General features: G+C 68.1%; 24 protein-coding genes. 14 read left to right on the forward strand and 10 right to left on the reverse strand.

What is annotated here, in order from left to right; genetic code table 11:
* Positions 1-309 precede the first annotated feature (309 nt).
* Positions 310-1,623, forward strand: a complete 1,314-nt coding sequence (locus ACL03I_RS11360; RefSeq protein ID WP_412805852.1) for an ABC transporter substrate-binding protein — start codon at positions 310-312, stop codon at positions 1,621-1,623.
* 49 nt (positions 1,624-1,672) lie between these two features.
* Positions 1,673-2,932 (forward strand): ABC transporter substrate-binding protein, encoded by a 1,260-nt coding sequence (locus ACL03I_RS11365; RefSeq protein WP_355077860.1) that lies wholly within the window; start codon positions 1,673-1,675, stop codon positions 2,930-2,932.
* A 133-nt stretch (positions 2,933-3,065) separates the two neighbouring features.
* Here the strand turns inward: ACL03I_RS11365 and ACL03I_RS11370 are convergent, their stop codons facing one another.
* The 5 genes from ACL03I_RS11370 to recQ all read right to left on the reverse strand — a co-directional run bounded on the left by ACL03I_RS11370 (position 3,066) and on the right by recQ (position 7,796).
* Positions 3,066-3,929: an EamA family transporter gene (locus ACL03I_RS11370; protein ID WP_412805853.1), complete on the reverse strand. Its 864-nt coding sequence runs from the start codon at positions 3,927-3,929 to the stop codon at positions 3,066-3,068.
* Positions 3,926-4,399, reverse strand: a complete 474-nt coding sequence (gene smpB / locus ACL03I_RS11375; protein ID WP_174186417.1) for an SsrA-binding protein SmpB — start codon at positions 4,397-4,399, stop codon at positions 3,926-3,928. The genes ACL03I_RS11370 and smpB overlap by 4 nt, the downstream gene beginning before the upstream one ends.
* A gap of 56 nt (positions 4,400-4,455) precedes the next feature.
* On the reverse strand, positions 4,456-4,698 hold the full coding sequence (locus ACL03I_RS11380; protein ID WP_355077862.1) for a hypothetical protein: 243 nt from the start codon (positions 4,696-4,698) through the stop codon (positions 4,456-4,458).
* A 67-nt stretch (positions 4,699-4,765) separates the two neighbouring features.
* Positions 4,766-5,845 (reverse strand): metallophosphoesterase, encoded by a 1,080-nt coding sequence (locus ACL03I_RS11385; protein ID WP_412805854.1) that lies wholly within the window; start codon positions 5,843-5,845, stop codon positions 4,766-4,768.
* A 76-nt stretch (positions 5,846-5,921) separates the two neighbouring features.
* The gene (gene recQ / locus ACL03I_RS11390) at positions 5,922-7,796 is read right to left on the reverse strand and encodes a DNA helicase RecQ (protein WP_355077864.1); all 1,875 of its coding nucleotides are present in this window, start codon (positions 7,794-7,796) and stop codon (positions 5,922-5,924) included.
* A 196-nt stretch (positions 7,797-7,992) separates the two neighbouring features.
* Here recQ and ACL03I_RS11395 point away from each other — a divergent pair, with 196 nt between their 5' ends.
* Entirely contained in the window at positions 7,993-8,964 is a 972-nt protein-coding gene (locus ACL03I_RS11395; protein WP_412805855.1) for an NHL repeat-containing protein, read from the forward strand.
* Between the two features lie 21 nt (positions 8,965-8,985).
* On the opposite strand, the gene hisN is transcribed toward ACL03I_RS11395, so the two are convergent.
* Together hisN and ACL03I_RS11405 are read right to left on the reverse strand one after the other, a co-directional pair.
* Positions 8,986-9,771, reverse strand: a complete 786-nt coding sequence (gene hisN, locus ACL03I_RS11400; RefSeq protein ID WP_355077866.1) for a histidinol-phosphatase — start codon at positions 9,769-9,771, stop codon at positions 8,986-8,988.
* Positions 9,772-9,796: 25 nt separating this feature from the next.
* Complete coding sequence (locus tag ACL03I_RS11405; protein ID WP_355077867.1) at positions 9,797-10,393, reverse strand: NADPH-dependent FMN reductase; 597 nt, start codon at positions 10,391-10,393, stop codon at positions 9,797-9,799.
* 142 nt (positions 10,394-10,535) lie between these two features.
* Here ACL03I_RS11405 and ACL03I_RS11410 point away from each other — a divergent pair, with 142 nt between their 5' ends.
* From ACL03I_RS11410 to ftsX, 6 genes are all read left to right on the forward strand, one after another.
* The gene (locus ACL03I_RS11410) at positions 10,536-11,396 is read left to right on the forward strand and encodes a helix-turn-helix transcriptional regulator (RefSeq protein ID WP_412805856.1); all 861 of its coding nucleotides are present in this window, start codon (positions 10,536-10,538) and stop codon (positions 11,394-11,396) included.
* A gap of 760 nt (positions 11,397-12,156) precedes the next feature.
* On the forward strand, positions 12,157-13,272 hold the full coding sequence (prfB, locus tag ACL03I_RS11415) for a peptide chain release factor 2 (protein ID WP_355077869.1): 1,116 nt from the start codon (positions 12,157-12,159) through the stop codon (positions 13,270-13,272).
* A complete protein-coding gene (locus tag ACL03I_RS11420) occupies positions 13,273-14,133 on the forward strand; it encodes a mechanosensitive ion channel family protein (RefSeq protein ID WP_412805857.1) in 861 nt (286 codons plus the stop codon).
* A 16-nt stretch (positions 14,134-14,149) separates the two neighbouring features.
* A complete protein-coding gene (locus tag ACL03I_RS11425; protein ID WP_379253216.1) occupies positions 14,150-14,275 on the forward strand; it encodes a hypothetical protein in 126 nt (41 codons plus the stop codon).
* Positions 14,276-14,359: 84 nt separating this feature from the next.
* On the forward strand, positions 14,360-15,049 hold the full coding sequence (ftsE, locus tag ACL03I_RS11430) for a cell division ATP-binding protein FtsE (protein ID WP_039800068.1): 690 nt from the start codon (positions 14,360-14,362) through the stop codon (positions 15,047-15,049).
* The gene (gene ftsX / locus ACL03I_RS11435) at positions 15,049-15,954 is read left to right on the forward strand and encodes a permease-like cell division protein FtsX (RefSeq protein WP_355077872.1); all 906 of its coding nucleotides are present in this window, start codon (positions 15,049-15,051) and stop codon (positions 15,952-15,954) included. Before ftsE ends, ftsX begins: the two co-directional genes overlap by 1 nt.
* Positions 15,955-16,022: 68 nt before the next feature.
* Here the strand turns inward: ftsX and ACL03I_RS11440 are convergent, their stop codons facing one another.
* Entirely contained in the window at positions 16,023-16,811 is a 789-nt protein-coding gene (locus ACL03I_RS11440; protein WP_412805858.1) for a Uma2 family endonuclease, read from the reverse strand.
* Positions 16,812-17,103: 292 nt separating this feature from the next.
* On the opposite strand from ACL03I_RS11440, the gene ACL03I_RS11445 reads away from it, so the two are divergent.
* Together ACL03I_RS11445 and ACL03I_RS11450 are read left to right on the forward strand one after the other, a co-directional pair.
* On the forward strand, positions 17,104-18,498 hold the full coding sequence (locus tag ACL03I_RS11445) for an acyl-CoA dehydrogenase family protein (protein ID WP_379253215.1): 1,395 nt from the start codon (positions 17,104-17,106) through the stop codon (positions 18,496-18,498).
* A gap of 34 nt (positions 18,499-18,532) precedes the next feature.
* Positions 18,533-19,762 (forward strand): acyl-CoA dehydrogenase family protein, encoded by a 1,230-nt coding sequence (locus ACL03I_RS11450; protein ID WP_355077874.1) that lies wholly within the window; start codon positions 18,533-18,535, stop codon positions 19,760-19,762.
* A 297-nt stretch (positions 19,763-20,059) separates the two neighbouring features.
* On the opposite strand, the gene ACL03I_RS11455 is transcribed toward ACL03I_RS11450, so the two are convergent.
* Positions 20,060-20,962: a phosphatidylinositol mannoside acyltransferase gene (locus ACL03I_RS11455; protein ID WP_412805859.1), complete on the reverse strand. Its 903-nt coding sequence runs from the start codon at positions 20,960-20,962 to the stop codon at positions 20,060-20,062.
* A gap of 595 nt (positions 20,963-21,557) precedes the next feature.
* Here ACL03I_RS11455 and ACL03I_RS11460 point away from each other — a divergent pair.
* Together ACL03I_RS11460 and ACL03I_RS11465 are read left to right on the forward strand one after the other, a co-directional pair.
* Positions 21,558-22,190, forward strand: coding sequence for a hypothetical protein (locus tag ACL03I_RS11460; protein ID WP_355077876.1), 633 nt, complete (start codon positions 21,558-21,560; stop codon positions 22,188-22,190).
* 85 nt (positions 22,191-22,275) lie between these two features.
* On the forward strand, positions 22,276-22,776 hold the full coding sequence (locus tag ACL03I_RS11465; RefSeq protein WP_355077877.1) for an ArsR/SmtB family transcription factor: 501 nt from the start codon (positions 22,276-22,278) through the stop codon (positions 22,774-22,776).
* Here ACL03I_RS11465 and ACL03I_RS11470 read toward each other — a convergent pair.
* Positions 22,744-23,346: a carboxymuconolactone decarboxylase family protein gene (locus tag ACL03I_RS11470; protein ID WP_355077878.1), complete on the reverse strand. Its 603-nt coding sequence runs from the start codon at positions 23,344-23,346 to the stop codon at positions 22,744-22,746. The genes ACL03I_RS11465 and ACL03I_RS11470 overlap by 33 nt on opposite strands.
* Before the next feature lie 250 nt (positions 23,347-23,596).
* Between ACL03I_RS11470 and ACL03I_RS11475 the strand changes: the two genes are divergently transcribed.
* Complete coding sequence (locus ACL03I_RS11475) at positions 23,597-25,222, forward strand: acyl-CoA synthetase (protein ID WP_355077879.1); 1,626 nt, start codon at positions 23,597-23,599, stop codon at positions 25,220-25,222.
* Positions 25,223-25,295 lie beyond the last annotated feature (73 nt).

Genomic DNA, 25,295 nt, shown 5'->3' on the forward strand with positions numbered 1-25,295 from the left:
GCTGTTCATGTTAACACCGGGGAAAGCGCGGATCATCCCGATATCCGGCGGTGGCGGTCGCCACACCCGAAGGCGATCTACGGACGCGGCCCGGAGGTGGACGCCGACCCACGAGGGCGCGCCGCGAGCATATGCGCCGAGCGCCCCGCGACCGGATCTCGAGTCACCCGCTCCGGCGAGCACCTCGCCTCGCCCTTCCCGGATGCTGGTAGTCGATTCTCGAGGTCCGACGACGAACCCGACTTACACTGCACGAGCCGTACGATCGGCTCTGAGCAGCGGATCTCGATTTCAGACTAAGGAAACACTTTGGCAGTTCGCACCATTCGGGACAGGTTGCTGCGCCTGTCCGCCCTCACCGTCATCGCCGGGCTCGTCCTGACCGGATGTTCCGTCCTGCGTGGCGAGCCGACCGGAGCCATCGAACCCGGAGTCACCGCCGACCCGTGTCCGAACGCGGTGGACTCCCACAAAGGGTGTATCTATCTCGGCGTGCTGTCCGATCTGACGAGTGGGCCGTTCGCCGCGCTGGGCAAGGACATCAACAACGGCCAGTTGGCGTTCTGGAAGGCGGTGAACGAAGCGGGCGGGATCGGCGGCAAGTACGAGGTGGACATCGCCACGTACACCGAGGATACGAACTACGATCTGCAGAAACATGCCGAGGCCTACCGGCGGATCGAGCCGCATGTCCTCGCGCTCTCGATGAGTTTGGGCACGGTGCAGACGCAGAAGGTACTTCCCGAGATGGACGCGGCGAACATGGTCGCCATTGCCGGAACCCTGTGGTCGGGTTGGCAATTCGAGAACAGCGACAAGGGTCTGCTGCTGGAGTCCGGCTACTCCTACTGCTCCGAGGCGATCATCGCCCTGGACTGGATCGCCGAGCACGAAGCCAAGCCGAGTTCGATCGCCACCGTCAGCTACCAGGGCGACTACGGCGGCGACTACGCCACCGGCGCCAAGAAATGGGCGTCGGCCAATCGGGTCGACCTGGTGGCGCAGATAGACACCGAGCCGAACACCCAGATCGGCAACCAAGACGCGGCGGTCGCGAAGATCCTCAATACCAGAGCGGATCTCGTGCTCCTTGCCACAGGGCCCGCGGAAGCGGGCGAGATCATGGGCAAGGCGGCACTGGCCGGTTTCCCTGGCAGGTTCCTCGGCTCGGGCCCGACGTGGAACGGCGGCCTGCTGAAAAGCCCTGCGGCCTCGGCGATCACCGCTCGCTACAACATGACCTCACCGCTGGACGGCTGGGACGGAACCAGCGCGGGCGCCAAGAGGGCCAGGGCATCGGCGACCCGCGAACCCTCCACCTGGGGTTACAGCGCGGGCTGGATGTTCTCCTATCCGATGAAGGCGCTGCTCACCCGGGCGGTCAACGAAGGCAAGCTGACCCGCAAGGGTGTCCGTCAAGCCGTGCACGGCCTGCGCGTCGACTACGAGGGCGCGATCCCGGAACACACCTACGGCGCGGTCAAGCCGGACCTCACCCGGCAGCGCGCCGTGATCGAAGCGCCTGATCAGACCGCGCCGCTGGGCGCGAGGACCCTGGCGACCGACTATCACGGCCCGACTCAGGACCGCATCACCCTCAACGAGCCCTGCGTGCAGCCGTAAGCGAGCAAAAATGCCTTTTCCTCATACTTTTCATCGGCTACTTCGTCTCGTGGCCGCTCCCCTCACGCTCGGGCTCGTCCTGACCGGCGGCTGTTCGGCTTCGTCGCCCGCCGCCGCACCCGGCGTCACCCGCGAAGCCTGCCCCCACGCGATCCAGCGTGACAAGGGCTGTATCTATCTCGGCGTTCTGTCGGACCTGAACAACGGCCCCTTCGCTCCGCTCGGAAAGTCTCTGCAGGACGGTCAAGTCGCGTTCTGGAACGAGGTGAACAAGCAGGGCGGCATCGGCGGCTACGAGATCGACATCACCACCTACACGCGCGACACGGCCTACGATCCGCGCAGGCACGTCACGGAATTCGAGAACATAGCGCCGCATGTGCTGGCGCTCGCGATGAGTTTCGGGACCGCGCAGACGCTCGCCGTGCTGCACGAGATGGACGAGGCGGACCTGGTGACCGGGGCGGGCACACTCTGGTCGGGTTGGCAGTACCGCGGCACCGACCGCGATCTGGTGCTCGACGACGGTTTCTCGTACTGCACGGAAGCCGTGCTCGGCCTGGATTGGTTCGCGCAGAACTTCTATCAGCCACGCACGCTCGGCGTGGTCGCCTACCGCGGCAACTACGGCGGCGACTACGCCAGCGGGGCGCTGAAGTGGGCATTGGACAACGGCGCGACGATCACCGAGCGGATCGACACCGGACCCAACACCGAAGTCGGCACACAGGACTACCCGGTCGCCGAGCTGTTGGCCGACCCGCCGGATGTGGTCCTCTTGGCCACCGGCCCGGCCGAAACCGCCGAAATCGTCGGCAAGCTGGCGAAATCCGGTTACACGGGCCGATTCCTCGGGTCCACCCCGACCTGGAACAGCGCGCTGCTCAAGACACCGGCCGCACCCGCGCTCACGGCGCTGTACAACTACACCTCTCCGTTCGACGGCTGGGACGGCGCGAGCACCGGAGCCCAGCGCGCCAGGAACGCCGCGCCGAGCGAACCGACGAACTTCGGCTACAACCTGGGCTGGGCGATCTCGTATCCGCTGAAGGCGCTGCTCACCAAGGCAGCCGAGACCGGCGGCATGGACCGGCCGACACTGCGCAAGGCCCTTGCCGGGCTCACGGTCGACTCCGAGGGAATGGCGGCGCCGCAGATCTACGGGCGTGACGAACCCGATGTCGCGGCGCAGCGCGCGGTGGTCAACGTGCCCGACCCGTCCACTGCGCTGGGGTCGCGCACCGTGGTGGCCGACTATCGCAGTCCCACGCTGAAGCGGATCTCGATGCACGAACCGTGCACGCGGTGATCCGCGCGATCGGCGTGCGTCGATGACGCGTCGGTCCGGGTACGCGCGGACCCGGACCGCGTTTTCGGCACTCGGGCGGCGGACCCGTCACCGAGTGCCCGGCCCGCACCGCGTCCGAGCGGGCACATGACCTTCAGGCCGCGGCGATGAGCGCGACCGCGGCCAGCGCGAGGATCAAACCGATCCGCTGCTGCCGGTGCACCCGCTCGCCGAGCAGAACCATCGCCAGCAGCACGGTCACCGCCGGATACAGCGAGCCGATCACGCTCACCAGCGACAACAGCGATCCGTGGAAGGCGTACAGCAGCGCCGCGTTGCTGATCACGTCCAGCGCGCTGATATAGCAGGCCAGCCGCAGCGGTTCGCCGCGCAACCGCCCGAAGTCCCTGGCGGCAAGCGCGGTCAGCCAGACCACCGCGGTGGCGGCGATCCGCTGCATGAGCAGGGGCCACAGTCCGGAGTCCGCGGAGGTCTCGTGGAAGAACACGAAGGCAAGACCGTACGCGGCGCCGGACCCGATGGTCAGCGCGGCGACCTTGCGGGTGAACCGTAGTTCGCGGCCGCCGGTGATCTCCTCCGTCACGTCGTCCGGCGACTCCCGGCTCACCAAGAGCACGGCGACCAGGGCGAATACGATGCCGGCGAAGGCGAGCGGGCCGGGACGCTCGCCGGTCGCCAGACCGGCGAGTACCGGAATGCCCGCGACCAGCACCGCCGTCAGCGGTGACACGACCGCCATCGGACCGCTGGCCAGCGCGGCATAGAACCACCACACCGCGACGCCGCTCGCCAGGCCCGCCGCCGCGCCCCACCACAACGACGCCGCGTCCGGGCTCCCGGGCACGAGCGGGAGCGCCACGAGGACCAGCAGCACCGAGAACGGATAGGAATAGATGACCACACGCAGCGCGGTCACCCGCCGCGACGCCACACCGCCGTAGAAATCGCTCACGCCGTAGCCCACCGCGGCCGCCAGCGCGAGCAGGACGGCAGTCACCTCATGCCTTTGACCCGCCGTCCGAGTTCACGGGTGACCTCTCGCTCGGCGGTGCGCCGGGCCAGGTCCTGCCGCTTGTCGTAGTCCTGCTTGCCCTTGGCCAGCGCCAGCTCGACCTTCACCTTGCCGTCGGAGAAATACATCGACAGCGGCACCAGCGTCTGGTTGCCCTCCCGCGACTTACCGACCAGCCGCTCGATCTCCCGCTTGTGCAGCAGCAGCTTGCGCACCCGGCGCGGCGCGTGGTTCGTCCAGGTGCCGTGGCTGAACTCGGGGATGTGCAGCCCACGCAGCCACACCTCGCCGTTGTCCACCGTCGCGAAGGCGTCCACCAGTGAAGCCTTGCCCTCGCGCAGGCTCTTCACCTCGGTGCCGACCAGCGCGATCCCGGCCTCGTAGACGTCCAGGATCGTGTAGTTGTGCCGCGCCCGGCGGTTGGTCGCGATGACCTTGCGCCCCTTCTCCTTCATAACGGTCCACTTTAAGTGACCCGGCAACCGGATTATTCCCGCAGGTCGCGGACGCGCTAACCGCCCTGATGCAGCACCACGTAGAGCGTGAGCACGGCGAGGAACGCGACGAGCAGCGCCACCGTCGACATCCGCGGTACGCCAGGGCGCGGCGGCGGCGGACTGCGGCGCAACCATATGTTCTCGACCGCCGGATCGGTCCGGCCGCGCACATACGGCGGCGTGTCCGGCGTCTCACCCCCCACCGAGCTGATGGAAATGTCATCGCCCGCGTCACTGGAACCATCACCCGGTGCCATAGCCAGAACGGTAGCCGCCGAGAGAGCGGCGCGCCGCAATTCTCGCACGCCGCAACATAGTTGGAACTCAGGCCAGACGCCGCCGGAACACCTCGACGGACGCGCCGGTCGCCAGGTCGGCAGTGTGCACGCCCAGGTCGACTCCGCCCTCGGTGAGCTCGAGAACCATGAAGCCCAGCTCCTGGTAGTTCTCGTACAGCGCACCGTGGCCCGCGCTCGCGGCGAGCCGCAGCTCCGCGCCGACCGTCTTCGCGGCCGCGCCGGACACGACCTGCCTGGTTCCCTTCGACGCCGCCGTGGGTTCGAGCACCTGCAGCGAGTGGTCGTGCCCGGACAGGATGAACTGGCACCGTCCGATCACGTGGTCTTCGAAGAAGCGTTTCACGTGCACGCCGTTGATCGGCTCCAGCGACAGACCCTCGTAGCGGCCCGCGTCCCCGTGCGGGCCGTTGTTCAGATACGGGTGGTGGGTGCAGGCGATCTTCCACGTGGCGGGCGAGTCGGCGAGGGCGCGATCGAGCCAGTCGCGCTGCTCGTTCATGAACTGGCCGTCGACCGCCCAGTACGGCGAGAAGACCGGCGGCACGTAGGCCGCCAGCGGGTTGACGTCGAGGACGAAGAACTCGACGACGGGGTTGCGCTCCGGAATCCGCACCGAGTAGTAGCGGCTCGGCATCCACCAGCGCCGGGAGTTCGCGTGGTACTCCACCTCGGCGTTGCCGCGCAGCAGCCAGCCGCCGTCACCGCCGAGAACCGAGCTGTTGTCGTGGTTGCCCAGCACCATCAACCAGGGGAAATCCAGTCCGGCATTGGGATTTTCGAACTTGTCGGCGAACTGGACGTCGGCCGCGCCGTCGGGCCCGTGCTCGTAGATGTTGTCGCCGAGACCCAATGCCAGCGAGACCGGTTCGCGGCCGTGCAGCGCGCGCATGGCGTCGGCGACCGCCCACTGAGCGCGGGTGCCGGTGCCCGCGTCGCCGGTCACCAGCACCCGCACCCGGCGCTCGTCCGGGAAGGGGAACTTGGTGACACCCTCGGCGACGGGTACCGCATGAGCCGGCGTGCGCCCGACCAACGTGGTCCCGGCTGCGAGGGTGGCCGCACCGGCCAGAAACGCCCTGCGCCCGATCGTGTCGCTCCGGCTCACGCTGTCCTCCATAGTTTTCGGCGGCCTTGCCCGGCAACCGTCCCCGCTCATCGGTGACCCGCGTGACGGTAGCGGTTCATCCGGTGGCTAGCACCTCGAGCACCTGTTCGCCGTATTTCGCCAGTTTGTTCTCGCCGACACCGCTGACGCCGCCGAGCTGGGCGAGGCTCGCGGGCTTGCGCGCCGCGATCTCGCGCAGCGTGGCGTCGTGGAAGACGACGTAGGCGGGAACACCCTGTTCCTTCGCGGTGGCCGCGCGCCATTCGCGCAACTTCTCGAACAGCGGCAGGTCGGTGGACGTCAGGTCGACGGAGGCCGCCTTGGCGGCCTTCGCGGTCCGGGCGGGCTTGGCCTGGCGTTCGGGCTCGCGGCGCAGCGCTACCTGTCGTCCGTCGAACAGCACCTCACTGCTGGCCTCGGTGAGCGTCAGCACGCCGTAGTCGCCGTGAACGGCCAGCAGCCCGTGCGCGAGCAGTTGCCGCACCACGCCACGCCACTCCACGTCACGCAGGTCGGTGCCGACCCCGAAGACCTTCAACTCGTGGTGGTCGTATTGCAGGACTTTGGGACTCTTCTTACCGAGCAGGATGTCCACGATGTGCCCCGCGCCGAAGCTCTGGCCGCGTTCCCGCTTCAGCCGCAGCACGGTGGACAGCAACTTCTGCGCGGCCACGGTGCCGTCCCAGGATTGTGGTGGCGACAGGCAGGTGTCGCAGTTGCCGCAAGGCAGACCGGGCTCGCCGAAGTAGGCGAGCAGCTGCGTGCGCCGGCAGGCGACCGTCTCGCACAGCGCGAGCATCGCGTCCAGGTGCAATTGGAGCTGGCGCCGGTGGGCGGCGTCGCCCTCGGAGGAGTCGATCAATTTGCGCTGCTGCACCACGTCGCTGAGGCCGTAGACCATCCACGCGGTAGAAGGCAGCCCGTCGCGGCCCGCGCGCCCGGTCTCCTGGTAGTAGCCCTCGACCGACTTCGGCAGGTCGAGATGGGCGACGAAGCGCACGTCGGGCTTGTCGATGCCCATGCCGAAGGCGATGGTCGCCACGACGACCAACCCGTCTTCGCGCAGGAAACGCGCCTGGTTCTCCGCGCGGGTGCGATTGTCCAAGCCCGCGTGGTAGGGCACGGCGGTGACGCCGTTCTCGGTGAGGAACGCCGCGGTCTTCTCCACCGAGTTGCGCGACAGGCAGTAGACGATCCCCGCATCCCCGGCATGCTCGGTGCGGATGAATTCCAGCAGCTGACGCTCGGGACGATTCTTCGGCTCGATCCGGTACTGGATATTGGGGCGGTCGAAGCTGGACACGAACCTGCGGGCGGCGCCGAGGTCGAGGCGCTGGATGATCTCGTCACGGGTCTTCTCGGTGGCGGTCGCGGTCAGCGCGATCCGCGGTACGTCCGGCCAGCGCTCGTGCAGCAGCGAAAGGCCCAGGTAGTCGGGCCGGAAGTCGTGACCCCACTGGGAGACGCAGTGCGCCTCGTCGATGGCGAACAGCGCGACCTTGCCGCGATCGAGCAGCTGCGCGGTGGAGTCGAGGCGCAACCGTTCCGGGGCCAGGTACAGCAGATCGAGTTCGCCGGCGACGAATTGCGCTTCGACGGCCCGGCGCTCGTCGGGGTACTGGGTGGAGTTGAGGAAGCCCGCGCGCACGCCGAGCGCACTGAGCGCGTCCACCTGGTCCTGCATGAGGGCGATCAGCGGGGAGATCACCACACCGACGCCGGGACGCACCAGCGCGGGGATCTGATAGCAGAGCGACTTGCCGCCGCCGGTCGGCATGAGCACGAGCGCGTCGCCGCCATCGATCACGCGCTGCACGATCGTCTGCTGCTCACCGCGGAAGCTGTCGTAACCGAAGACTCGGCGTAGAACCTCTTGCGCCGCAACGGATCCAGCGTCCGATCCGGACACGGCTTCGGTCGCTACCGCAGCGAAATCATCGGGGGGAGTCACCCGGCCCATCCTACGAGCGCACGGGCGGGGCGGTACCCGCACCGTTCGGCGTTCGCCCTGTTGGGCCGCCGAGTTGTCCACATGTGGACAACCGAGACCCTCGCTTTCCGTCACAGCGCGCCGACCTCGCGTTTTCTCCACTCGAGCGAAGTTCGCCGGCCTGCTCGCGGGATCCGGCGCTGTTATGTTGTCGCTCATGGCAAAACGGATAGGGATTCGGGCGTGCGCCGCGGTGCTGAGCGCCGTCGCGGTGACTGCCGGAGTCACCGCGGCGATACCGACGGCGCGGGCGGAGACATTCCCCTCCAGGTGCTCGGACGGCTGGGAGACCACGACGGTGGTCGAAGGGGTCGGCAATCTGGAGAATCTCGATTCCGACGGGCGGGGCGGCTTCTACGTCACCGGTCTGATGGACGGCTACTTGGCGCACGTCGATCGGGCCGGACGATTGGAGAAGCTGGTCACGAACCTGTACCGCCCGGCGGGCGTGCGCGTCGCCGGACGCTACGTCTACTTCCTCACCGGAGACGGGCTCAGCGAACCGCCGGGCACACTCCAGCGCTACGACACCGAGACCGGCGCCGTGCAGGTTCTGCTCACCGGGCTGAACGGGCCCAACGGCCTGCTGTTGCTTGCCGATGGCAGCCTGCTGTTCACCACGATCGGCCTCGGCGGGTCGAACGGAATCTCCCGCTACTGGCCGGCGACCAGCGAGTACGAACGGGATTGGTCGGTGCTGCCGCCCGCCAACGGCCTCGCGCTGGCCGCGGACGGCGAATCGGTCTACGTCGACACCTTGACGTTGCAGATCCTCCGCGTCCGGCTGGACGATCCGGCTCATCCCACCACCGTCTCCGGTATCCCGGACCTGGTAGCTCTGCCCGACGATATGGAAGCCACCAAGGCGGGGGCGCTGTTCGTGGCCGATCACATACTCGGCGCCGTCTATCGGGTGGATACGGCGACCGGCGCAACGTGCGCGATCATCACGGGCCTGATCAAACCCGCTCCGGTGCGCAACCCACCGGACGGCGCCACGTCGGTGCGCATCGACCGTGACGGGGACTCCTGGGCGCTGTTCGTCACCAGCATGGACGGCACGCTGCGCCGCCTGCGTCCTCCGACGGGGATCGACCTCACGCCGGCGACCCCGTGGCGGGCCGGTTAGCTCCGAACATCGCGAGTGCGGTCAGCCGCGCAGGCGGTCGAGGACCTCATCGTGCAGCAGGCCGTTGGTGGCGATGGCGTCGCCACCGTGCGGGCCGGGTGCACCGTTCAGCGAGGAGAAACGCCCGCCCGCTTCGCGGACGAGGATGTCCAGCGCGGCCAGGTCCCACAGGGAGACCTCCGGTTCGGTGGCGATGTCGACGGCGCCCTCGGCGAGCAGGCAGTAATTGAAGAAATCGCCGTAGCCGCGCACACGCCACACATCGTCGGTCAGAGTGATGAACTGCTCGCGCAGGCCGCGGTCGCGCCAGCCGGAAAGACTGGACAATGCCAGGCTGGCCGAACCCAGCTCACCCACGGCGGAGACCGAGATCGCTCGCGCGGCACGCCCTTCGAAACTAGACCATGCCCCCGATCCCGCCGCTGCCCACCAGCGCCGTGCCAGAGCGGGCGCGCTCACCACGCCCACGACCGGTTCACCGTCTTCCAGCAGGGCGATCAGCGTCGCCCAGATGGGCACTCCGCGCACGAAGTTCTTCGTGCCGTCGATCGGGTCGACCACCCATTGCCTCCCGCTGAATTCGGCGGCGCCACCGAATTCCTCACCGAGCACCGCGTCGTCCGGCCGCGCCTCGGACAACACCTGCCGGATCGCCTGCTCGACGGCCAGATCGGCATCCGACACCGGCGTCAGGTCCGGCTTCGCGTCGACCTTCAAATCGAGCGCACCGAAGCGAGCCCGCGTGATCTCGTCGGCGGTATCGGCCAGCCGCAGGGCGAGTTCGAGGTCGGAGGAGTACACAGCCACGCCCCGCACCCTATCGGCCCGGCGCTCACCCCACGGGTTCCAGGGATCGCGCCGCCGTCAACGCGCTCGCCCACCAGTGCAACTGATCCAGCATCGCCGTCGCGGCGGCCGCGGGCTCCTGCGGCTCCCTCGGCTTGCCCTCGTCGTCGAAGAGCAGGTAGTAGCGCGGGAACGACACGTAGTTGCGCACGGTGTGCGCGTTGAGCTCGTTGAAGATCTGCCGCAGGTGCTCGATGGCGAGCAGGCCGCCGGACGCTCCGCTGTAGCCGACGAAACCGATCGCTTTCGCGTTCCACTGGGTGAAGTGCCAGTCGATGACGGCCTTCAGGGACGCGGGGATGCTGCGGTTGTAGTCGGGCGTGACGATGACGAAGGCGTCGGCCGCCGTGAGCCTGCGCGTGAGGTCGGTCATCCCTTCGGGTCGCTGCGGGTCCGGATCCATCGCGGGCGGCACCGCGGGCAGTTCCCAGGGGATGTCCGCCTCGGCCAAGTCGATGACGTCCACCTCGAACGAACCGTGCCGCCGCGCCTGCTCGGTGAACCATGTGGCCACGACCGGCCCGAAACGTCCCTCGCGGACGCTGCCGATGATCACCGCGAGCTTCAGTGGGGCGTTGGACATGCTGTTTCCTCCTCGGATCACAGAACGGCCCGGCCGGGCCGCCCACTCAATCTGCTGCCGGGCACGTGGAACAGGGAGACCGCCGTAAGAGTGGTAGTGGCAGGGACACCCTCCGAGCGTTTCGCCTTGTTAGGTTCGACAGGTGAGCGACAACGAGCTGGGGCTGTTCCTGCGCACCCGCCGCGAGGCGGTGACGCCCGCCCAAGTCGGCCTGCCCACCGGCGCGCGGCGGCGCACCCCCGGATTGCGCCGCGCCGAGCTGGCCACCCTGGCCGGTGTGAGCGTGGAGTACGTCACGCGCCTGGAGCAGGGGCGCGACCGGCGTCCCTCCCCTCCGGTGCTTTCCGCGCTGGCGGACGCGTTGCGTTTGAGCCCCGCCGAACGCGTGCACCTGCACCGGTTGACCAAGTCGGTGGACAGCGGCTTCACCTGCATGGGGGACGCGCAGCCGCTGCGCGAGGTGCGGCCGACGGTGCGCGCGATCCTGGACCGGCTCGAGCCGACGCCCGCCGTCGTGGTCAATCGCCTCACCGAAATTCTCGCCTACACCGGCGCCTACCACCGGCTGATGGCGCCGACCGGACTCTTCGACGGGCCGCATACCCCGCCCAACCTGGCACGTTTCGTCTTCTGCGTCCCTGGATCCAGGGACGTATACGCGGACTGGGAGCACGTCGCCGACGAGACGGTCGCGACGTTGAAGCAGGGCCCGTTCCGCGCCGACTCGCATATCGCCGCGCTCGCCGACGAGCTCACCGTCACCGTGGGCCCGGCGTTCGCCGACCGGGTCGACACCGTGCCGAGTTTGGCCGCCGCCACCGGCATCACCCGCCTCGCCCATCCCGAAGCCGGATCGCTGCGCCTGGCCTACGAGTTCCTGGAGCTCTCCGCCGACGACGACCAGCGGGTGATCGTCTATCTACCGGCCGACGACGCCACCGCCGCGGCCCTCGACGCACTCGCCGGACGCCGCCCGGGTGGACTGCGGGCCGTCTCGGGCTGAGCGGGCCACTCATGGCACAGCAGGACCGATCGCGGTAAATCGAGTACGCCCGCGCGCGGCCGGAGCCGACCAGGCATATTGATCTCTGACCCCGCGGGTGAGGAAGCCGGAAGCGGCGCGGTGCTTCCACAACCCTGCGCTCGCCGTCGGGGTCCCGGTGGCCGCACCCCCCGATATCGGCTGTGACCAGCCGGAACGGCGAAACGCTCTGCCGTGGGCGCAAGTCCCCCGGGCGAACCCTCCTCGGCCACGGGGTTTCGGCTGCCGAGCACGCCGATCGCCGCTTCGGCCGAAATCACCTCGGCCGGAATCGGCACGGCCGAATCGGCACGGCCGAATCGGCACGGCGGAATCGGCTTGGCCGAGAGTCGTCGAGCAGTTGCGTGAGCTCCGAGCGGCGGCGATCCGCGGCCGCACGAGTGGAGTTCGCCACACCGCTCCCCTCGCGCACAAACCGTCCGCCCGGCAGGACGACTGATCAGGCACGACCGGCATCCCGTCGCGTGGCCGGAGCAGCATCTCCGCCGCGAATTCCAAACACCAACTGCGCCAAGCGCGGTCGCCGTTTAGGGTAGAAACCCATGAGGCGTCCGTCACAGCTCACCCGCCTGGCGCGGGCTGTCGAGCGAGCGCGCGACGTCCCGGCGATCCGCCCGCTCGGCCCGCGCCGGGCGCGAGCAACCCGCGCAGGCGCCGTCCCCGGTCACACCGCGCGCACTCGTGTGCTGCGGCCGAAGAGGGGCAGCTAGGCTTGACGATCGTGCATCCTGACGTTTCCGCTGATCTCGCCGAACTCGACGCCACTCTCAAGACGGTCGAATCGGTCCTCGACATCGACGAGCTGCGTCGTCGTATCGACGAGCTCGAGCATCAGGCCGCCGACCCCGAGCTGTGGAACGACCAGGACCACGCCCAGCGGGTCACCAGTGAGCTGTCGCACGCCCAAGGCGAGTTGCGCCGGGTGGAGGAGCTGCGTCAGCGGCTCGACGATCTGCCGGTGCTCTACGAACTGGCCGAAGAGGAAGAGGGCGAGGCCAAGACCAACGCGCTCGCCGAGGCCGACGCCGAGCGCGCCGCGCTGCACAGCGACGTGGAGGCCATGGAGGTCCGCACGCTGCTGTCCGGCGAGTACGACAAGCGCGACGCGCTGGTGAACATCCGCTCCGGCGCCGGTGGCGTGGACGCCGCCGACTGGGCCGAGATGCTCATGCGCATGTACATCCGCTGGGCCGACCGGCACAAGTACGGGGTCGAGGTCTACGACACCTCGTATGCCGAAGAAGCGGGCATCAAGAGCGCCACCTTCGCGGTGAAGACGCCCTACGCCTACGGCACGCTCTCGGTCGAGATGGGCACGCACCGGCTGGTGCGGATCAGCCCGTTCGACAACCAGGGCCGCCGCCAGACCTCCTTCGCCGAGGTCGAGGTGCTTCCCGTGGTGGAGACCACCGACCACATCGAGGTGCCGGAGACGGAGATCCGCGTCGACGTGTACCGCTCGTCGGGCCCCGGCGGCCAGAGCGTCAACACCACCGACTCCGCGGTCCGGATCACCCACTTGCCCACCGGCATCGTGGTCACCTGTCAGAACGAGAAATCGCAGCTGCAGAACAAGATCTCGGCCATGCGGGTGCTGCAGGCCAAGCTGCTGGAACGCAAGCGGCAGGAAGAGCGCGCCGAGATGGACGCGCTGAAGACCAACGAGGGCGCGTCCTGGGGCAATCAGATGCGCTCCTACGTGCTGCACCCGTACCAGATGGTCAAGGACCTGCGGACGAACTACGAGGTGAACAACCCGTCGGCGGTGCTCGACGGCGACATCGACGGGTTCATCGAGTCGGGGATCCGCTGGCGAATGCGAGAGCAGGCGAGCTAGATGAATGTCGCGGACATCCAGGCTATCGCTTCCACCGGTTTCACCACGTGGCTACGCGGTTCGGGCCTGGAGATCGTGCTGCTCATCCTCGGCGCCATCCTGTTCAGCCGGCTCGCCACCTACCTGCGGGACCGGGTCACCCGCAGGATCGACGCGGGATTCCGCAGCAGCGACGCGCTGGTGCGCACCGAGGCGGCCAAGCATCGGCACGCGCTCGCCCAGGTGATCACCTGGGTGGTGCTGACCATCGTCTACGTGCTGATCACCATGGAGGTGCTGCGGCGGCTCGGCTTCGCCGTCACCGGGTTGGTCGCGCCCGCCGCGGTGCTCGGCGCCGCGCTGGGTTTCGGCGCGCAGCGCATCGTGCAGGACATCCTCGCCGGATTCTTCCTGATCACGGAGCGGCAGTACGGGTTCGGCGATGTGGTCCGCATCGCCGTGACCGGAGCCGCGGAGCAGGCCGAAGGTACGGTCGAGGACGTCACGCTGCGGATCACCACATTGCGCAACGCCGACGGTGAAGTGATCACCGTGCCCAACGGCCAGATCGTGAAGGTCACGAACCTGTCGAAGGATTGGGCGCGCGCCGCGATCGACGTTCCGGTGTCCGCCAGCGCCGACATCACCAGGGTCAACGAGATCCTGCACGAGGTGGGCGCGAAGGCGTACGAGGACGCTCGCCTGAAGCCGTTGCTGCTGGACGAGCCCACCGTCATGGGTGTGGAAGACCTGACCGTCGACCAGATGAACATCCGAATGGTTGCCCGAACGTTGCCGGGTAAACAGTTCGACGTCGGACGCGAGCTGCGGGTACGAGTCGCCGCGGCGCTGCGCCGGGAGGGAATCAGTGAGACCACGTAGATCCACGGCGATCCTGATGGCAACTTGGGTCGCCACGTTCGTGCTGTACGTATTCGTCAAACCCGAGGAGACCACCACCGCTCCGGCTACCCTGGTCAACGCTGTTCCGGCAGCGGTGTTCAGCGAACAGCCGGGCCACTGAGCCGAGTGGGACCGACCGCCGCCGCACTGTCTCCCACGGTTGACAACGCAGGCCGCGAACGGTTGCTGGTTACACTGGCTCCCCGTGATCACCATGCGGAACGTGACCAAGTCGTACAAGACCTCGACGCGACCCGCGCTGGACAACATCACCGTCGATGTGGGCAAGGGCGAGTTCGTCTTCATCATCGGACCGTCCGGCTCGGGAAAGTCGACCTTCATGCGCTTGCTGTTGAAGGAGGAGACTCCGACGGCGGGCGAGATCAGAGTGGCCGATTTCCGGGTCGACCGCTTACCTGGCCGCAAGGTGCCCAAGTTGCGCCAGCGGATCGGGTGCGTCTTCCAGGATTTCCGGCTGCTGCAGCAGAAGACCGTGTACCAGAACGTCGCCTTCGCGCTGGAGGTCATCGGCAAGCGACGGCAGGTCATCGACCGCACGGTCCCCGAGGTGCTCGACATGGTCGGCCTCGGCGGCAAGGCCGACCGGCTGCCGACCGAGTTGTCCGGTGGTGAACAGCAGCGCGTCGCGATCGCGCGCGCCTTCGTGAACCGGCCGCTGGTGCTGCTGGCCGACGAACCGACCGGCAACCTCGATCCCGACACCAGCGCCGACATCATGATGCTGCTGGAGCGGATCAACCGCATCGGCACCACGGTGGTGATGGCCACCCATGACAACCACATCGTCGACGCGATGCGCAGGCGGGTGGTCGAACTCGACCACGGACGCCTGGTGCGGGACGAGGCGACGGGCGTGTACGGGGTGGGCCGGTAATGCGCGCGAGCTTCCTGTTCGGCGAGGTCTTCGCGGGCCTGCGCCGCAATGTCACGATGACCATCGCGATGATCCTGACCACCGCGGTCTCGCTCACCATGCTCGGTGGCGGTCTGCTGGCGGTGCGCATCGCGGACAAGACCGAGCAGTACTTCCTGGACCGGCTCGAGGTGCGGCTGTACCTGACCGAAGACGTGTCGGCCAACGACCCGGACTGCTCGCTGGACCCGTGCCGCTCGCTCATGGCGGATCTGAAGGCGACCAGCGGCGTGGAATCGGTCCAGTTCCTCAACCGGGAAGAGGCGGTCCGCGAGGCCAAGGAGAAGACGTTCAAGGACCAGCCCGAGCTGGCCAAGTACGTCAGCGAGACGCCGTTGCCCGCGTCGCTGCGAGTCAAGATGGACAACGCGGAGCTCTATCCGACGATCTACGAGAAGTTCTACGACCGCCCCGGCGTCGGCATGGTGCGCAACGACAAGGACATCGTGGACCGGCTGGTCAGCCTGTTCGACGGGTTGCGCAACGCGGCGTTCGGCCTGGCCGTGCTGCAAGCGCTGGCCGCGGTGATGCTGATCGCGAACATGGTGCAGATCGCCGCGTTCACCCGGCGCACCGAGGTCGGCATCATGCGATTGGTCGGCGCGACCCGCTGGTACACCCAGCTGCCCTTCCTGCTCGAGGCCGTGGTCGCCGCGCTGGCCGGCTCCCTGCTCGCCATGTTCGGCCTGCTCATCGCCCGCCCGCTGGTGATCGACCGCGCCCTCGGCGACCTGTTCGCCAGCAAGGTCTTCCCCCGCATCACCGGCGACGACATCGCGATGACCGCGCTCGTCATCGCCCCGGTCGGCATCGTCTTCGCGGGGATCACGGCCTACGCGACGCTGCGGTACTACGTGCGCGAGTGATCCTTCGGGCCGGTGGCCGCAGCGCCACCGGCCCGCTCGGACCGTGTACGAGTCGGCTCCGGCCCCTCTTACAGCACGAGATCGGTGAGCTGGTCCCAGTCGAGCTGGATGCGGATCGGCAGATCGACGGCGAACGCGGTCTGCGGCTTCAACACGCGGGCGAGCCGGTAGTGACCGACGCTGTGGTCCAGGCCGTAGGTCTCGATCGCGGTCACCTCGGTGTCCGACACGCTGACCAGCCAGTACCACGGAATTCCGGCAGCGGCGTATTCGCCCATTTTCTCGAGTCGGTCCGTTTTGACATGGCTGGGCGAAATGATCTCGACGGCGATCTTCAGATGGCGCGCAGGCATCGGTCGCACATCCGCTGGCACGCACTCGAACAGTGCGATGTCGGGACGCCGAATCGTCGCTCGGGGCACTTCCCAAAGGACCACGTCGAAGTCGTGGTTGGCGTCCAGACATGCCGACGGATCTTCGGCCATGTATTCACGAGCCGCCGATTCCAGCATCGCCAAGAGCCGGTGGACGGCTTTCTGATGTGCCCTACTCGGTGATTCGCAACGGACCGCGTCCCCGTTCACCACTTCGACCAAGCGGCAGAACTCTTCCGGAAGCTCGCGCCAGATGTCGACCGTGATCGGCTCCGGCTGCACATTGTCCGGCCGGGCCCAGTCGAAGATCGCTGACATGCGTCGGATTGTAATCACGGCACCACGGTCGACCGCCTCCGTCGACATCACCTGCCGTTGGATTCGTCTCGCCTGCCGACCGCGCCGCCGCCAGGTTCGAGACAGCTCTGCCGATCGCTCCACACAGCACGCATGTCCCCTGTCGACGAAATAACGAATCAGCATCGATCGCCGCTATGGCCTTGGATCGCGGCGAACCGGCGGCGGTCGATCCGGCTATCCGGCTCGGAGTGTCCGCGTGTGTTCCGAAGCCGCAGCTCATCGCGCTGCGTGGCCTAGCACGACGCGCGCAGGAGGCGACGGCCGACCCCGGGACGCAACTTCGGGCACTTGTCCAGCAAGGCGCGGATTCACCGCGTATGCTGCACCTCGACGCACTTCTTACTCAGCAGTAAGATAGCCTTACTCTGGAGTAAGATAGCTGGGAAAGACCGCACCAACCCATCCGAGAAAACAGGTGATGATGAGCACTCGAGACAGCGCAACGAAGCGACGTCCAGACACGTCCGCGGTCGGCCTGAACCATCCCAAGCGGGATTGGATGGGCGCGGCGATGCGGGTCATGACGAGCATTACCGGGTCGGAACTGGCCGAGAAATACAACCTGCGCAAGCCGATCGAGCGCGTCACCTACGAGGGCACCAAGACCGGCTTCCGCACGCTCGGCGCGGCGACCCGCGCCTTCGCCAAGGTCGCGGGCGGCGGTGCGCCGAAGCGCCTGGCCACCAACGAGGCGAAGAACAAGGACTTCTTCGACCTGACGCCCAGCGACGAGCAGCAGATGATCGTCGAGACGGTGCAGGAGTTCGCCGCCGAGATCCTGCGCCCGGCCGCCTACGAGGCCGACAACGCCGCCAAGGCGCCGCGCGACCTGCTCGAGCGCGCCGCCGAGCTCGGCATCACCCTGATCAACGTCCCCGAGGAACTCGAGGGTGCGGCCTCCGAGCGCGGCGCGGTGACCAACTCGCTGGTCGCCGAGGCGCTGGCGCACGGCGACATGGGCTTGGCCCTGCCGATCCTCGCTCCCAGCGGCGTCGCGGTCGCGCTCGCGCAGTGGGGCAGCGACGCGCAGCAGAAGACCTACCTGCCCTCCTTCACCGGCGAGAACGTGCCGCAGGCTTCGGTGGTGATCAGCGAGCCCCGCGCCCTGTTCGACCCGTTCGCCCTGGACACCAAGGCCGTGCGCTCGCCGAGCGGCTACCGCATCTCGGGCGTGAAGAGCCTGGTGCCCGCCGCGGCCGACGCCGAACTGTTCCTGATCGCCGCCGAGCTCGACGGCCGTCCCGCGCTGTTCATCGTCGAATCGGACGCGCCCGGTCTGGTGGTCGAGGCCGATCCGAGCATGGGTCTGCGCGCCGCGGGCCTGGGCCGGCTGATCCTGGACAACGTCGCGGTCGGCGCCGACGCCATCCTGGGTGACGGTGACGCCGCGACCCGCGCCGAGGAGTACGCCGACGCCGTGCGCCTGGCCCGCCTCGGCTGGGCTTCGCTCGCCGCGGGCACCGGCCGGGCCGTGCTGGACTACGTGATCCCGTACGTCAACGAGCGCGAGGCGTTCGGCGAGCCGATCTCGCACCGGCAGGCGGTGGCCTTCATGGTCGCCAACATCGCGATCGAACTCGACGGCCTGCGGCTGGTCACCCTGCGCGGCGCGTCCCGCGCGGAGCAGGGCCTGTCCTTCGGCCGCGAGGCGGCGCTGGCCCGCAAGCTCGCCACCGACAAGGGCATGCAGATCGGCCTCGACGGCGTGCAGCTGCTCGGCGGCCACGGCTTCACCAAGGAACACCCGGTCGAGCGCTGGTACCGCGATCTGCGTGCCATCGGCGTCGCCGAAGGTGTCGTGCTCATCTGACCGGCCCGTTCCGTTTTCCAGGAGACCTCACAACATGATCAACCTCGAACTCCCCAAGAAGCTGCGGGCCAGCGCGAACCAGGCGCACCAGGTCGCGCAGGAGATCTTCCGCCCGATCTCGCGCAAGTACGACCTCGCCGAGCACGACTACCCGGTCGAGCTGGACACCATGGCCGCCATGGTCGAGGGCTTGGCCGACTCCGGCACCCAGAAGATCGGCGGCGCCGCCGGTGGCCGCTCGGATGACAGCGAGGGCGACCGCCACGCCACCGAGCTGCTCGGTAACACCAACGGCGGCAACATGTCCGCGCTGTTGAACGCGCTGGAGACCTCGTGGGGCGACGTCGGCCTCATGCTGTCGATCCCTTACCAGGGCCTGGGCAACGCGGCCATCGCCGCCGTCGCCACCGACGAGCAGCTGAAGCGCTTCGGCAAGGTGTGGGCCTCGATGGCGATCACCGAGCCGTCCTTCGGCTCCGATTCCGCCGCCGTGTCCACCACCGCCGTGCTCGACGGCGACGAGTGGGTGCTCAACGGCGAGAAGATCTTCGTCACCGCGGGTCAGCGCTCGACCCACATCGTGGTGTGGGCGACGGTGGACAAAAGCCTCGGCCGCGCGGCGATCAAGTCGTTCGTCGTGCCGCGTGACGCTCCCGGCCTGTCGGTGGCGCGGCTCGAGCACAAGCTCGGCATCAAGGCCTCCGACACCGCCGTGCTGCTGTTGCAGGACTGCCGGATCCCGAAGGACAACATCCTCGGCAGCCCGGAAGTCAACGTGGAGAAGGGTTTCGCCGGGGTCATGCAGACCTTCGACAACACCCGACCGCTCGTCGCCGCGATGGCGATCGGCGTGGCCCGCGCCGCGCTGGAAGAACTGCGCTCGATCCTGACCGCGGCGGGTGTGGAGATCTCCTACGACACCCCCGCGAACAACCAGCACGCCGCAGCGGCCGAGTTCCTGCGGATGGAAGCCGATTACGAGTCCGCCTACCTGCTCGCCCTGCGCGCCGCGTGGATGGCCGACAACAAGAAGCCCAACTCGCTCGAGGCGTCCATGTCCAAGGCGAAGGCGGGCCGCACCGGCACCGACGTCACCCTCAAAGCCGTCGAACTGGCCGGCGCCATCGGCTACTCGCAGCGAACGCTGTTGGAGAAGTGGGGCCGCGACTCGAAGATCCTGGACATCTTCGAAGGCACCCAGCAGATCCAGCAGCTCATCGTCGCCCGCCGGGTGCTGGGCAAGACCAGCGCCGAGCTGAAGTGACGCCGCGCTAGACGGTCGACAACGGAATCCGGTGCGAGCTTCTCGGACTCGCACCGGATTTTCGTTCTCTCCGCCGCCAGTAGGCGAATGACGTGTCCCCGAACACTTTCAGTGATGCGTAGCTATGGATTTCGCCCCGCGGGTTCCGTACTCTTCGCCCCCATGTGGAGCATCGTTCTCATTTCGATCGTCAGTTGTTTCGTGATAGCCGCTGGATTCGCGTGGGGGCTGCCCGGCGACTGAGACGCCCCCTCGTATCAGCGCGTTCGCTCGCTGACTTGGGCACCGCCGAGCGTTTCAGTCCGGGTTTCGGCGAGCGAGCCGGGCGGCGGTGACGTCGGCTGTCCAGAGGGGCTGGAGCATGTGCCAGTCGGCGGGGTGGGCGGTGATTCCCGCCGCGAATCGATCGGCCAGCGCCTGGGTGGTCTCACGCACTCCACGGCTGGTGTCGATAGGTGGATCCACGCGGAATCCCCAGCCGTCGGGGGTGTACCAGCAGTGCACGGGGAGAAGTGGCGCGCCGGTGTCGATGGCCAGCCGAGCCGGACCGGCCGGCAGCCGAGCCTGCTCACCGAAGAAAGTGACCGGTACGCCCGTACCGGACAAGTCGCGTTCCCCGAGTAACCCGACTATCCGCCCCTGCCGGATCCGGGCGAGCAACTGCGGGAACGGCGGCGTCGCGGTGCCGGTGAGGGGGATGATCTCGAAGCCCAAGCGTTCACGGAAACGAACGAAGCGCCGGAACAACGATTCCGGCGCGAGCCGCTCCGCGACCACGGTCGGCGAGCCGACGCGCTGCACCAGCCAGACCCCCGCCAGGTCCCAATTACCGCTGTGCGGCAGGGCGAGCACGGCTCCGGTGCCGCGTTCGACCGCCCGGTGGATGTGTTCGAGTCCGGTCGCCGAGGATTCGATGGCGTCGGCCAGGCTCAGCGGGTCCATCGACGGCAGCCGGAAGGCTTCGCGCCAGTACCGGGCATAGGAGCGCAGGCTCGCCAGGACCAGCGGCTGCGGCACATCCTCCGGCGCGGTGCCCAGGACCCGAGAAAGGTTCCGGCGCAATTGGTTCGGTCCGCCGTTCTGAGCCGCGCGTTCGGCTCCCACATCGAAGAGGCGGACGGCCAGTGGTTCCGGCAGGGCGCGCACCAGCCGCCAACCCGCGGCGTAACCGAGATCCCATGCCCTGGCCGCCGGATCCATCGGTCACCCGCCTGCGGCCTGCGTCGTTTCGTCGGTCGCCATGGCAGGAGTTGCGGCGACAGCGTCGCTGAATACGGGCAGATCGACCGCGCCCGGCATCGGCGCGCTGGTATCGACCGGCTCGCTCCGATGGCTGAACAGGTCAGATGAGGGTCGGTTACTTCGATACATTCCGGGGTTCTCCGCTCACTCGCGATCGATGGCACCCGACTGGGTGGCGTACCGCGAAGACACGATCGCCGCCGCCGCGAATTCGGCGGTCACCTCGAGAACTCCACACTACGCCTGCGCAGATCAAACGGAATGGTTTTATCGGAAGTGCGCCGAACCGCTCCTTGGAAGAGACCCGCGATGATGGCGACGACCGCGGCCGGTTCCCTTCGCGATGTCCGACGACGAGGACAACCACCGCGGCTGCTGTCGACGGGCAGGCCGCTGCATCGATGTGTCAATGACACGATCACGCCAATCCGCGTTCATCCCTGGACAGACGCGCCCCGGCCGAGGCAGCCTATCGCCCTGAGTCGCTGGATCGACGAATCAGCGGACGTATCTTCACTCGAGCAGTACCAGCAAACTTCAAGGAGAACTGGTTATGCAACGACTGAGTTTCACGCGTCGCCTCGCCACCGCTTTGGCCGCCTCGGCAGTGTTGACAGCGCCCTTCGCCGGACACGCCGCCGCCCAACCCGCCGCGGTCGATTGGTCCGCCGCCGCGCAGCAACTGCGGACCGCCGCGGCCGGTAATCCGGCGGCGGAGCAGGCGGTGGATCGGCTGATCGCCTCCGGACAGCTCGCGAAGGCAGGTCAGGTCGCCTTGCCCGCCCAGCCGTTCCAGGTTCCGGCGCAGTCGGATATCGGACGCGGTGAGGGGCCGGGCGTGTACGGATCGGGAATCGCCCTCGGGATGGACGGATTCCGCATCGGGTTCTTCGGCGGCCCCGGCACCATCTCGCCGAACCAGGGCGGCGCGAAGCTCGAGGCGCTGTGGATCAACCTGGCCAACGGGCGCAGCGGCACCGAACTGCTCTACGAACACAACGACGTTCCGGTGGACACCACCATTCGCAGCCGCGCCCTGGACACCGGCGCGGGCCCGGTGGTCGCCGCGGTGTACGGATCGCTGTGGCATCGTTGGTCGGTGCCCGTCAGCGACATGAACCCGGATGGGTACGCCTACCGGTTGGGCACCATCTCGGTTCCGTCGTTCGGCGCCGTCTACAACTGAGTACGAAAGGCCCCGGCTCCCGCCGCCACGGGAGCCGGGGCCATCGGTTTGTCGGAAGTTATGGAATTCCGTAGCTTTTGGGTTCGTGAGCCTGGAAGACCGAGTCGCCGAGTTGGAACGGCGGCTCAGCGCGCTGGAAGAAAGAATTCGCCCCGAAGATCTCCCGCCGGGCGCCGAGCAGTGGGCGGTGGCTCGTCTGCGGGACGAGTTCGCCGCGGCCGACGAGCCCGACGGCGGCGTGGTCTTCGCCGGGTCGGTCCGTTTGCCCAACGACCAGCAGCGCGAGTGGCAGGCCCGGTTCACCACCGGCGACCTCATCGAGGACGACTGGGCCGAGACGGCGGAATGCCTTGCGGCGTTGGGCAGCCCGGTGCGGCTGCGGCTGCTGCGCGAGATCATGGGCGGGCGGCGAACCGCGGCCGAACTGGCCGGAGTGGACGGTGTCGGCGACTCCGGCCAGATCTATCAGCACTTGCGGCAACTGGCCGCCGTCGGCTGGCTGCACACCGCGGGGCGCGGGCGATTCGAGGTGCCCACCGCCCGGGTGGTGCCCTTACTCGTCGCCCTGGCCAGCGCTCGCCGCTGATTCCGGCGGCACTCCGGCGGCCACGTATCCGGCGGTGGCGAGCATCCCACCGATCTGCTCGTAGGTCGCCCGCTCCTTGGGCGCGACCGTCGCCAGGCCGTCCACATAGCGGTTGAACATGCAGAACGCCGAAGCGATGAGGACCGCGTCGTGGATGTCCTCGTCCTTGGCGCCCGCGGCGCGCGCGTTCTCGACGTCCTCCGCGGTCACCTCGAGTCCCGACCGGCGCACCTTGTCCGCGATGCGCAGCAGCGCACGCAGTTTCGGATCGATCGCGGCGGAGTCCGCGTCTTCGATGACGGCGTCGATCAGCTCGCGACCGCCGTCGACCAGCGCTGCCGCGGTCGCCGCGTGCGACTGGGTGCAGAAGTAGGTCTGGTTGCGCGACGACACGTACGCGGCGATGGTTTCGCGCTCCCCCGGCGTCAGCGGGGACGACCCACGCAACAGGGTCTGCGCGAATTCGCTGAGCGCCGTTCCGGTTTCGGGCTTGAAAGCGAACAGGCCGCGGATACCGGGCAGATCGCCGGGAATGTCGATGAACGGTGCACGGTCCTTCGGATCGGACATTGGCCGCGTCTCCCTTCGAGCGGTCTCGAGACGTTGCGAGGGTAGCGCTACCGGCCGGTAACGGCGGGCGAAAAGACCGAAATCGGACCGGCGACCGCTCTCACCTGCGGTGGCCGCGACCGAACCGAGACGGGTTTGTCCGTTTCTGTTGTGACCTGTCACACTCCGCACTGCTACGGTGTCAAGTCACACGCCGTACCGGTTCGCTAGGTCGAGGACCGACGCGAGGGTTTTGTGGAGGTTGTTCGACATGAATTTGGCCCACACGCTGGAGGCCGTGAAGGCGCTGGGTGTGCTGCGCAGCCGGGGTGTCACCGATCCCCGGAAGCCGCTGGAGACACTGCGGACGATGAAGGAGTCGCGCATCCTCGGCCCGCAGGCCACGCTGATCCGGCACTCCGCGCGCGTGGCGCCGGACGCTCCGGGCATCGTGGACGAGGCGGGCGCCCTGACCTACCGCGAACTGGACGACCGGTCGACGGCCGTCGCGCGCGGCCTGCAAGCGGCGGGCATCTCCGAAGGCCAGGTGATCGGCGTGCTCGCGCGCGACCACCGCGGGCTCATCATCGCCATGGCCGCCGCGGGCAAGCTCGGCGTGCGAGTCGCGTTGATGAACACCGGATTCGCGAAGCCGCAGTTCGCCGAGGTGTGCGCCCGCGAGAAGGTCAAGGCGGTGCTGCACGACAGCGAGTTCCTCGGCCTGCTCGACGCGTTGCCCGCCGACTTGCCGCGCTACATCACCTGGGTCGACGAGGGCGCCACACTCCCCGAGGGTGCGCAGACGCTCGACGACCTGGTGGCCGCCAACTCCGCCGAGCCGCTGCCCGCGCCGAGCAAGCCCGGTGGCTTCATCATCCTGACCAGCGGCACCACCGGCCTGCCGAAGGGCGCTCCGCGCACCAAGGTCACTCCGCTGTCGACGGCGCAGATGGTCGACCGCATCCCGTTCCCGCAGCGCGGCACTCAGGTGATCGTCTCGCCGATCTTCCACAGCACCGGACTGGCCACCTGGCTGGTCGGCGCGGCGCTGGCCAACAAGGTCGTGGTGCGCCGCCGGTTCGACGCCGAGGCCACGCTCGCCCTGGTCGCCGAGCACAAGGCCGACATGCTGGTGGCGGTGCCGACGATGCTGCACCGGATGGTCGAACTCGATCCGGCGATCCGGGCGAAATACGACACGTCCTCGCTGAAGTCGATCGTGCTGGCCGGTTCGGCGCTGTCGCCGGAACTGACGATCAAGGCCACCGAGGCGTTCGGTCCGGTGCTCTACAACCTCTACGGCTCCACCGAGTGCGCCGTGGCGACGGTGGCCAACCCGGAGGATCTCGCCCTCGCGCCCGGCACCGTCGGTCGCGCGCCGATCACCTGCGAGGTTCGGCTCTACGACGACAACGACCAGCGCGTCACCGCCACCAACACCACCGGCCGCATCTTCATCCGCAGCGGCGCTCCGTTCGAGGGCTACACCGACGGCAGGCACAAGCAGATCATCGACGGCTACATGTCCAGCGGCGACGTCGGCCACTTCGACGAGAACGGCCTGCTCATGGTGGACGGCCGCGACGACGACATGATCGTGTCCGGCGGCGAGAACGTCTTCCCGCAGGAGGTGGAGAACCTGCTGCTGGAACGGCCCGACATCTTCGACGTGGCCGTGGTCGGCGTGGACGACGTGGAGTTCGGCAAGCGCCTGCGCGCCTTCGTAGTTCCCGAGCCGGGCTCCTCGCCCGACGGCGAGGAGATCAAGGCGTACGTGAAGAACAACCTGGCGCGCTACAAGGTGCCGCGCGAGGTGGTCTTCCTCGATGACCTGCCGCGGAACGCCACCGGCAAACTGCTGCGCCGCGTGCTGGTCGAGTACGAGGTCAAGGCCTGATGAACAGCGGGCCGGGCCACCGCGCCCGGCCCGTTACCAGCGGGTAGCGTCCGCTGAGATACATGACACAACC

The sequence above is a fragment of the Nocardia sichangensis genome, assembly GCF_047200615.1.
GTDB lineage: Bacteria > Actinomycetota > Actinomycetes > Mycobacteriales > Mycobacteriaceae > Nocardia > Nocardia sichangensis.